At 41.8% G+C, this 11316-nt stretch carries 7 protein-coding genes; 1 reads left to right on the top strand and 6 read right to left on the bottom strand.

What is annotated here, in order from left to right; all coding sequences use genetic code 11:
* The 5 genes from tnpA to BUA83_RS12315 all read right to left on the bottom strand — a co-directional run.
* The coding region (gene tnpA / locus BUA83_RS12295; protein ID WP_144340539.1) for an IS200/IS605 family transposase at positions 1-201 on the bottom strand (201 nt) is incomplete at its 3' end.
* A gap of 232 nt (positions 202-433) precedes the next feature.
* On the bottom strand, positions 434-3577 hold the full coding sequence (locus tag BUA83_RS12300) for a type III restriction-modification system endonuclease (RefSeq protein WP_072936575.1): 3144 nt from the start codon (positions 3575-3577) through the stop codon (positions 434-436).
* Position 3578: 1 nt separating this feature from the next.
* Positions 3579-5492 carry a site-specific DNA-methyltransferase gene (locus BUA83_RS12305; RefSeq protein WP_072936576.1) on the bottom strand — a complete coding sequence of 638 codons (1914 nt, stop codon included), beginning with the start codon at positions 5490-5492 and terminating at the stop codon, positions 3579-3581.
* A gap of 1 nt (position 5493) precedes the next feature.
* Positions 5494-6105, bottom strand: a complete 612-nt coding sequence (locus tag BUA83_RS12310; protein WP_072936577.1) for a DUF4391 domain-containing protein — start codon at positions 6103-6105, stop codon at positions 5494-5496.
* A gap of 13 nt (positions 6106-6118) precedes the next feature.
* Positions 6119-9349, bottom strand: coding sequence for a helicase-related protein (locus tag BUA83_RS12315; RefSeq protein ID WP_072936578.1), 3231 nt, complete (start codon positions 9347-9349; stop codon positions 6119-6121).
* A gap of 503 nt (positions 9350-9852) precedes the next feature.
* On the opposite strand from BUA83_RS12315, the gene bioB reads away from it, so the two are divergent.
* Positions 9853-10863 (top strand): biotin synthase BioB, encoded by a 1011-nt coding sequence (gene bioB / locus BUA83_RS12320; protein WP_072936579.1) that lies wholly within the window; start codon positions 9853-9855, stop codon positions 10861-10863.
* A 251-nt stretch (positions 10864-11114) separates the two neighbouring features.
* Here bioB and BUA83_RS12325 read toward each other — a convergent pair.
* Positions 11115-11316 (bottom strand): transposase (locus tag BUA83_RS12325; RefSeq protein WP_200796067.1); only part of this gene is annotated, 202 nt, incomplete at its 5' end.

Consider the following 11316-nt stretch of genomic DNA (forward strand, 5'->3'; position numbering starts at 1 on the left):
TTCCACTAACATATGTATATGATCCGGGCAACATTCTGCCTCAATAATTTTAACCTTTTTGCGTTCACACAAATCTCTCAAGATTTTTCCTACATCTTGTTTTAACTGGCGATAAATTGCCTGTCTACGATACTTTGGTGCAAAAACAATATGATATTTGCAACGCCATTTGCTATGTGATAAACTTTTCACGTCGTTCATCGACAAAACCTCCTATACTTTTTCTCCGCGGTTGCCAGACCACGCAGATTGTAGCATAGGAGGTTTTTTACTAAAAGAAATTTTTACTTACCACCAGCATAGCTGGTGGTTTAATATCGCCTATTCGGCTACCAAAAATGAACAACAGAGGAACAAAAATATCCCTCTGTTGTTCACATTTACAAATTTGGGGCTACCATATCAAATCCTCAAATTTAATAGCGCTTTTGTGTTAACCATTACACTTCTTCTCAATTGAAGGCATGATATTAAGCAAATTCTGATAGCTGTTAACATCGTGATACACAACATTGTCTGTTGAAATCTCATTGAACAGCTTTCGTGCACATAATATCTTAGCTTGCTCAATCGGACGCAGCTGCAAAGTCTCCATAGTCCCCTTTGTCTCTGCAACAAAAAAGATATGTTTTACCGTTCCTTCCTTAAACGCAATTGCCCAGTCAGGGCTGTAATTTCCCACAGGCGTAGGGATAGCGAACCCTCTCGGCAGCTTTGCGTATACACAGACCTCTTCAGCTCCGTCAAGGTCTTCAGCAAACCTTCGCTCTACTGATTTATTTGCCATTCCATCTGTAAACACAAAGGGCTGGATATGCTTCTTTGCTCTGAAAGCCTTATCAATCGTACCATGCTTTTCAGCGGTAAAAATTGACGTATCATATTTACCATCAAGCTGATCATAAGAAATATGTTCAACAATCATTGCAGCCTTTTGCTCTTTGATAATCCGCGTGACCTTTGCAATGAATTCTTCCGGATTATTCTTGAACAAACCAAACTTGTCTTTACGAATGCCCTTAAGTATAGCGGCGACCGTCCTTCGTGTGAGAATCGCTCCCCCTGCAATTTCACCAATCAAATCATACTCAACCTGACTTGTTTCGAAATGCTCCAGCACCGCAGTTTTCGATTTCACATCCTTGAAGGACTCCCCGTTCTTTATCTCATCTGCTTTTAAGTCATCCTTCTGTTCAGATACAGATGTCGTGTACTGCAGCATAGATACGTACAGATCTTTATCAATCGCGTCAATAGAATTACGAATCAATTCATCACTGTCAAAATCAACAGTATACGCATACTTGTGATTGATATATCCCCATAAAGTCTGGAACTTTTTAAAATTATCATCATTCAAATCATTAGTTATCGGAGTTTTGTTGCCATCCTCAAGCATATCCTCAAGAATCTTTTCATCGAAAACACTCTGAATCAGCTTGTGAACCCCTTCCGAGCATTCAGCCAAGCTCTCAGGCAATGGTGCGACAGTTCCATTTGCAATATCTACGCGATACTGCTCAGTAATATGATCTTCCCCATCTGTCGTTATATAATCATTCTTCACAAGATACGAATATATCATCGTTGCCTGCTTTTCCATAATCTTCTGAGGTTGACCGCCAACAACAACAGTTTTTCCGCTGAAATATTCCTTATTTGCGCGTCTCGGACGCTCATACAGGTCCGTACGAATCTGTCTCTGCAAATCTGTAACAAAATCCTTATAACTTTCACTGGCAATAACAGTAAGCTTATTGATTTTATGAACACTTTCCGCGCCTACGCTCTGCTCATCCATACGATGTCCGTCCTGATTTACGCAAAGGCGCAGTCCACGTCCGACCTCCTGACGCTTTCCTGTTGTGCTGTCGCTGTGCTTCAGAGTGCATATCTGGAATACATTCGGATTATCCCAGCCCTCACGGAGCGCAGAATGCGAGAAAATAAACCGTGTAGGCTCATCAAAGCTAAGCAACCGTTCTTTGTTCTTCAAAATCAAGTCATACGCAGAAATATCATCTGAAATATCAGAACCACGCTTTATTGTGCTGTCTACAGCATGCCCTTTCTTATCAATGCTGAAATAGCCCTTATGCGTATCACTGACATTTATACTCTTCAAATACTTCTGATACGGTGTATCGAACAACGAAATATACTCGTTTACCACATCATTATATTCCTGCTCGAACATTTTCCCGTATTCTCCCAACAGCTCTTTTCCATCCTCATCATACTGACGATACTTTGCAACCTCATCAATGAAGAACAAAGACAAAGTTTTAATTCCCTTGTCAAAGAGCGCTTCCTCTTTTTCGAGATGCGACTTTATGGTCTCCCTAATCTGCACACGGCGCATATCCTTTTCTGATATATCTCCAACCACATCACCCCTGTGTATTGTCACGCCGTTCGTAAAAGATACCGTCCCATCAATTGGATTTATCTCAGAAACACGATAACCTTTGTACTGATTCAGTTCGTTTGAAATCTCGTACAGATTATCGTCCACATCGAACATTCTTGTCTCACGATTTATGCCCTTCGTTTTATAATCCTTCTCGTACTCCATACGGGCTCTTGGCGGTTTCGTAGGCGAAAGAATAATATCCTCAAGAAACAAATACTTGTCTGTACCGCGATAATTTTTGACCTGAAAGCCCTTTACCTCTATCTTCTTTACAAGTCTCTGATTATACGCATCCACCGCGTCAAGAGCGTAGACAAGGTTATGATGCTGCGCATGGGTAGCTGAATAATTCAACACGAACAAAGGATTGAAGTTTTTTAATGCCTTTTGTGTTGCATCTCCGCCCATCTTCTGCGGCTCATCCAATATAATGATTGGGTTGTTTGCTTTTATGACATCAATCGGTCTGCGGCTGCCAAACTCGTCACGCTTGTCATATATTATACGGGCTTCCTTGCTTTTTCCGCCCTCCTTCATGGATGTGTTAAACGCCTGCATATTGATAATCATTGCATTGATACCGGCGTTGCTTGAGAAGGAATCAAGCTGGTTGAGATTTTTGCTGTTATAGACGAAGAAACGAATCTTCTTATGATATTGCTCCATAAAATGCTCTTGCGTAATCTCAAACGATTTCTTTACGCCTTCCCTGATAGCAATGGAAGGAACAACCACAATGAACTTGCTCCAGCCGTACTTCTTATTCAGCTCAAACATTGTCTTGATATACACGTAGGTCTTTCCTGTGCCTGTCTCCATCTCCACGTCAAGAGAACAAGCACCTAAATTCCCTACCAGTTTATCGGATATCATGACATTATTCCGCTGCTGAACATCTTTGATATTCGACAGTAATACATCATGTGAAATCATCAGCCGTTCATTTTTGAAGCCCGCATCATCATAATCATCTTCCAGATTCAGTTTCGACTGCTCATACATCTCAAATCCCGGAAGCAAAGAAGGACTCACCTGAGGCGGTTTCTTTGTGCCTATATCTCTGCGATAGGATACCTTATCCTGATACGGCTGTCCCTTGAAGCAATTTACCACACTGTCAACTGCGTCCGTCTGATACTGCTGTACCTTAAAGTTGAAGCGCATATTACAGCACCTTCCTTATGGTATCAGGACTGATACTTGCAAATATCTGATCAAAATTCGTCGCAACGCTGTCACTCGCCATGGAGCTGTCCCTGAACACGGCATAATACGGTTTCATTTTTGCCACAGCTCTAATAGTCTCATCAGTAACATCCTTATCGAAGCAGGCAACAAGGAATCCATCCGCCACATTGAATACCTTCTTGCCGTCTATCTCCATCTCCTCAATCTTGCTTGACAGCAAAACGCCCAAATCAAGCATGACTTGGAACAATAAATCTTCAGGTGTACGATCAGGCTTAATATTATCAACCGCAACATCAATCAACTTCTGCTCTGTATCAGCAGGACTATAGTAAATATTTTTCATATTTGATGAATCCAATCGCAAAATTCTAACGCCTACGTCAACATTACTATTAGGGTACTCTTCTTTGATTTTTATTCCCGCCTGTTTAACCCTTTCTTCTCCAATATCACATATTGTTTTAAATCCAGCCTTAAATGATTCTGATTTTTCATCTATTTTCTCAGGAACCTGAACTAAAATAAACTTCCTGTTTCCTCCGTCTTCCGCATTTAATTTCATTGTTGCATGCGCAGTTGTAGCTGAACCTGAAAAAAAATCTAGAATAATTGCATCTTTATCGTTTGCTGTTCCAGCAAACAATGAATCATATACAGTCCATAAACTTTTCGGGAATGAAAAACCACTATTAGGAACTAAATCATTTACAATCTTTGTTCCATATTCATTAGCATCATATCTCTTATCATTCCATACCGTTCTCTGAACACCAAAATTTTTACCTATTTCTATTTCATAGCCACCGTCAGTTTTTTTAACCCTAAGCATATTGCGTATCGTTTCAACAGATTGTCTGGCGTATCTCCACTTTCTCTCAACACCACTTTTATCTATGGGATAAACATAAGCAAGGTCATTTTTAATCACAGTCTGCATAGGATGATATTCATCATCGCATACATCGCCAAAATCAGTTATTCTTCCAGTCTTTGGATTCACGATGATAGGATAAAAACAATTTTTCGCATCTTTTCTTTCTGATTCGCTCCCCCAGTTTCTGAATTGCGACCATGAAACATCCCCGTCTTCTATTTTTCTATCAGCTACTGCTTTAATTCCTTTAGGATAGACAAACAATGCATATTCATTTGTATGTGAAAAATTATTCCCCTGTTGTCCCCTTGGATTATGTACTACTGTTACACAAACATGTTCATAACTGCTTTCCCCAAAAATCTCTTTGAGCATTATCGATAATGTATCAAATTCATTTTCATCAATAGCACAAACTAAAACACCCTCATCTGAAAGAAGATTTTTAGCTACTTTTAATCGCACAAACATCATGTTCAACCATGCTGTATGAAATCGACCGTTTGTCTCAAGATTTTGAACCATATAATTACCTTGTTCATCAAACTGCCCACTATTTTCCAGATAATCATCTATGCCGTTATGAAAGTCATTCCGATATATTAAGTTATTTCCTGTATTGTAAGGTGGATCAATGTATACCATCTTTATCTTATTCAAGTACGTTTCCTGTAACAGCTTTAACGTATCAAGATTATCTCCTTCAATGTAAATGTTCTCTGTATTATCAAAATCTACACTACTTTCTCTTTGAGGTCTGAGTGTTGCTGTAATAGGAGCATTAGCCTCGAGAATGTGTTTCTTCTTATCCGGCCAAGTAAACTGGTAACGCTCTTCCTTTCCATCCACAACTTTGCAGGATATTTCCTGACGCAGTACGTCCGCGTCAATGGCACGAACGACCTCTCCATTTTCATCCATAGCTTCCGTCACCGCATTTGGGAACAGCTTTGACAATGCTTCGAAATTTTTATCTGCAATATTTTCCGTTCTCATTTTCAATTTTTCAGCCATCTCACATAACCTCTAATCTCTTTTTATATTCACCAATCTTCCTGTGAAGCTCGAATTTCCTTTTTGACTGAACCTCTTTGCGTGCCTTTCGCTCAAGCTCCACGATTATCTTTTTCAGCCGTTCCTTTTCTGCCTCAATCCCTATCTGCTCTGAAAGTGTATTTCCGTCTTGCGCGCTGATACCCGACACTGCAGTTACAAAGCTGTTCCACACAGTTCTCAAATCCAGTCCATCTATACGCAGTTTGATTTCCGCTTCTTTTTTCCACTCGGATTTGAGCAGCTGCGTTTCATAGATAGCAAGCTGATATTCGCCATCAACGTGCAGCACCAGCAGGAGCTTCTGCCCGAACAGCTTAGATACAAGCGCAATATTTCTTTCGTTGTATTCCTTGCTCTTAAGTTCAATCTGTATTACAAAAATGGATGAAACCTCATCCACAGGTCTTATGTTTACCGATTTCTCCGATATTTCATTCGTTACCGTGATTCGGCTGATATCCTCGTCAAACCGTTTTCTCTTTTCTCCATCAAGCTCCGCAGAGAATTTTTGATATATCAGCTTCTTATGAATAGGCTTTCGTATCTCTGTTGACCTAGGTAAATCAAACATCAAACAGCACCCCCTACTTGATGACAAGGAAACTAATAAGCTCAAAATCATCCAGGCCGTTTATTGTCTCTGTCAGGAAGCTCATCTGTTTACCACTCAGGAAGCTGTCTATGTCACTTTCATCTTTGACCTCAATGATGGATGCTATAGCATCCCCAAGCATTTCCGAGTATTTGCTCATCTTTCGCCCGTCATTTGTTTCCTCATTAAATGCCTCGCATAATTCCCTATCCGGCTCCGTCTTTCCCTTGCACAGCAGTCGGAAGGAATCCAGCATTTCTTTGGGAGACAGATGGTCGATAACCACCTCACCGTCATCCGCAAGATAAACCATATAGAACGGGTGCAGTCGATTCTGACTGTCTATATTGACCTCATTTTTTACATTTCTGAGCACGAAGATGGCTCCCGGCGGCAGTTCATCCGTATGATGTACGACTGCATCCATTCCGTGCGGTGCTTTTTCAAGCTCTGGATTCTCCCTGATATAGTCAAGAAGGTCGAGTCTGAACTCGTTTAAGCCCAAATCCATGATGGAGATACCCGTAGACATCTCTTCGATATCTACAACTTCCTCCTGCAGCCGTTTCAGCTGCTGTTTCCTGTATTCCAGTTCTCCCTGTTCCTCAGGACTCAGGACATTATCATCGCCAGTTGCCGTCATATCCACGATTTTCATACGCGTTTCCACACGGGCTTTCAGCTTGATATATTCGTCCAGCGATATATCAGGCCAGAAATTCACAAGCTGTACGCACTCGTTTTTACTTCCAATGCGGTCTATTCGCCCGAACCGCTGAATAATGCGTACAGGATTCCAGTGTATGTCGTAGTTGATAAGATAATCGCAGTCCTGCAGGTTCTGACCTTCTGAAATACAATCCGTGGCAATCAGCACATCAATTTCAGCCTTCTGATTAGGCATGAGAAGTTTTTTGTCTTTTGATATCGGTGAAAAGCAGGTAAGCACAGTATTCAAGTCTGTATTCAGGCTCTTAATCGTCGTCCTGCCGTCAATAGAGCCTGTGATAATAGCACTGTCTAAGCCGTACTGCTCCTTGACGTATTTACTTACGTTCTCGTAGAGATAATCCGCGGTATCGGCAAAGGCAGTAAATATGATTATCTTTTTGTTTCCAAGGTTTATTGGATGCGCCTGTTTATCGTCTATCACATCAAAAAGGGACCTTAGCTTGCTGTCATGCTCCGCCGTAATGCCTGATATCGCAACAAGCAGACCATCCAGAATATCTCTATCCTTCTCAAGCTCACGCTTCCAAGTCCTGTAGTCCATGTCCGCAAGTTCTATCTTTACCTTGCGCCCAATGGTAAAGATGTCGTCATTCTGGTCATCCTCGTCAAACTCTGTATCAGCCAGATTTATAGCATCCAATGCCTTTTTGTTTACGCCGTTTTCATACTCAATGATTTCTCCGATAGTATTCGAAATCAGTGCACGTATCCGTTCCACCGTCAATCGAAACGCATATACCGATGACTCCATGCGCTTCATAAGGTTTACGGACATCAGCCGCCGCATACCCTCTTCTCGTCCGGCAAGAGTGACGCCCATATTGTCATCCTTCTTGCCATACAGGTTTTCATATTTGTCTGTCTTGCTTGCCAGTACATACGCTGACGGAGCGTACACACACAGGCTGAGTGAATTTAACTGCTCAAATATCTCGTTGTAGCTGATTGCATCATCAAGGTCCGTAAGTCCCGGCCTAATTGATATGGGTTTATTTCTCTTCGGGAAAGTACCGATGTCAGCGGTATCATAATACTTTTGGATATGCTTCCTCGACCGCGCAATTGTCACGCTATCAAGCAGTTCAAAGAAATCAAAGTCTAACTCTTTAAGCAGTCTGTCCGTGCTTCTTTCATTCGGACTAAGCCTGCTCCATCTGTTAAATGCTGTCTGAGCTGCCCTAAAAATATCCTCTATACTTCTTTTTGTACCGAGCTTTTCATCAAGAAACCGGCTCTCGCCCTCGTAAGCAAGAGCCAGCTGATTCTTAAGGTCGAAAAAGCGATTATTTACAGGAGTTGCGGAGAGCATCAAAACTTTTGTTTTCACTCCCATACGGATGATTTTATTTAGCAGTTTGAGATAACGGTTTTCTTTCTCGTCCTCTCCCGTTATCTTTCCTCCGTTACGAAAGTTGTGGGATTCATCAATGACCACCAGGTCATAGTTTCCCCAGTTGAGACGGTCAAGGTCGAGTCCGTTTGATGTTCCTCTGTCTCTGCTGAGGTCTGTATGAAACAGCACATCATAACGCATCCGGTCTGCCGCGATAGGATTATTAACATAGTTGTCCTTATAGGTATTCCAATTGTTTGCCAGTTTTTTCGGGCAAAGTACGAGAACACATTTATTTCTGTTCTCGTAGTACTTTATGACGGACAGAGCAGTAAAGGTTTTACCTAAACCAACCGAATCCGCCAAAATACAACCGTTGTATTTTTCAAGCTTGTTTATGATTGCCAAAGCAGCATCCTTCTGGAAGTTATAAAGCATGCCCCATATTTTGCTTTCCTTGAAGCCTGTAGCCTCATTCGGCAGGTCATCTTCAGACAAATCCTCAAGGAACTCGTTGAAGATGTTATAGAGTGTTACAAAGTAGAGATAATCAGGAGAATTTTCGTTATATACATTTGTGATACTGTCTATGACTTCATCTGTGACAGTTTGCAGCTTGGCTTCATCATTCCATATCTGTTCAAAAAGCTGCAGATAAGCACTGCTCATTGGCGCGTCAGTCTTTTGAATCATGTAATAAGCGTTATTCCCTCGCTCACAGCCAAGGTCAACTGTAGTAAATCCGCCTAAAGGCATATAGCTCTTTTCATCAACGTTCATAAAGCCCATCATGTTTTCGCGGGTAACATTGGACTTAAACACAGCCTTCTTTCGAATCCATTCCGCACATTCCTTTGCAATGGCTTTCTGTGTCATTTCATTGCGAAGCTTTATCTCAAATTCGGAGCCATACAGACTGCGCTCCCGTTCCAGTCTAGGTATGTAAAACTCCCGCTTTTCTTTTTTTGCCCGCTCCTGCACAAAGGTTGGTGACGTGAAAATAAACCGCAGCTCATCAATATTCTTTAGTTCTTTCTTTAACTCCGAAAACGCATATATTGAGAAACACGCCGCAGCTATAGATACTTTGCTGTCTTTTTTTATCTCTGCAATCAGATCATCTTTTAAAGTTTTATTGACGTTATCTATAAGCTCCAATGGGTTTCTCTCCTTCCAATGCTTGTACCTATTCTCTAAATCTTTCACTACACGAATGTTTCTTGGATAAAATTAAAAATATGAAGGCATACTCACGCCTAAAATAGAAAACAAGCTCATAATCATTTCAGAAAGTTATGCGTTTCTGAATGGTTAATTATGCTATAATAATTTTTGGATGATTCCTTGAAACCACTGGAGTATCAAGCGTTTCAAAATATTTTTCACAAACGTATACGTATAAGAAAATTTTCCCCAACTAAAAAGGCATCTTTCATCTGCCAAACTTCAGCAGATAAAAGATGCTTTTCTCATTTATATACATGCCGCGAGAAGTGAAAAATACAACGTCAGACATAAAATTTTCAGACTCGCTTGTTTCGTTAACCAACTTTTAGTTAACCGTTGCCAAATTATAAGTTGACGAATACCCTACAGAGTTTTATAATACAAATCGGAATCCCTACTAAAACGATACTCAATAAAAAGTGAGGCTGTTTTTTATGACAACATCCGTTTCAGAACTCGCACAGAAAATCATCAACGGCTACCGCATCAAGCGCGGTGACGATCTTGAGTTTTTCAAGACCTGTGACCTTGAGGAGCTTGAGCGCGGCGCAGGTGCTATACAGAAACGCTACCGCAGAAATCATGTAGACCTCTGCTCCATCATCAACGGACGCAGCGGTCGCTGCCCTGAGGACTGCAAGTACTGCGCTCAGTCGGCACATCATTGCACGGGTATTGATGAATATCCTTTCCTTCCAAAGGAAAAAATCTATGCTGAAGCAAAGAAGAACCAGGATGCGGGACTGAACCGTTTTGCAATCGTAACGGCAGGCCGTGCGCTGACAGGCGAAGAGTTCGAGAAGGCTCTTGACGCTTTCCGCATGATGAAAAAGGACCTCACTATAGAGCTTTGCGCTTCCATGGGCTTTTTGAACGCTGAGCAGTTCCACCGTCTGCACGAGGTAGGCGTAACAAGCTACCATCACAACATTGAGACCTCCAAGCGCTTCTTCCCGCAGATTTGCACAACTCATACTTATGACGACAAAATCCGTACGATTAAGATTGCACAGAAGGAAGGCCTCTGTGTATGCTCAGGCGGTATCATCGGCATGGGCGAGGACTGGGATGACCGTCTCGACATGGCAATCAGCCTTGCGGAGCTTAACATCTACTCCATCCCCATCAATGCTCTTATGCCGATTAAAGGCACTGCTCTTGAGGATCGTCCGCAGATTCCTGCTGAGGATGTCATGCGTACCATCGCATTCTTCCGCTATATAAATCCTGAAGCAAACATCCGTCTTGCCGCAGGCAGAAAGGTTATGCCGGACAACGGAGAAAAGGCGTTCATGTCCGGTGCTTCCGCAAGCATCAGCGGTGATATGCTCACCACCTGCGGAACAACAATCAAAGGAGACCTCGCAATCCTGAAAAAACTCGGTCTTTCCAACGAAGGCGCTAACGACTGGGACGATGATGAAGTCCAGGCAGCAGCAAATTAATAAGAAACCATACTCTAACGTGAGATGCCGCGAAATGACAATTCATTTTGCGGCATCTCTTTTCTTTATCGAAACGCGACAGAGGAAGTTTTGCCCTTGGAAAACTTGAAATCAAAACCACCCGTGAAACGGGTGGTTTGCTCAGGCCCTATAAGGGCCAATTACCTGTGGTAGCACCCTAAAGGGCGCATCGAAACAATCTGGCAATCACACTATTATCACTGGCAGCCCCCTACTCGGGGGCTTTTTTCTTAGCCTTTTTTCTCTCGCTTCCCCGTAAACGGGTCCACTGATTCAAATAAACTTAATTGATCATTTGCAATATCATCCTGCAATTGGTTCTGTATATATTCTTTAATCGCGTTTTCGTATTTACCAACTGTGTCAACATAATACCCACGACACCAAAAATGCCGATTTCCATACTTGTATTTTAAATTTGCATGGCGATCG

This window comes from Schwartzia succinivorans DSM 10502 (assembly GCF_900129225.1).
Classification (GTDB): domain Bacteria; phylum Bacillota; class Negativicutes; order Selenomonadales; family Selenomonadaceae; genus Schwartzia; species Schwartzia succinivorans.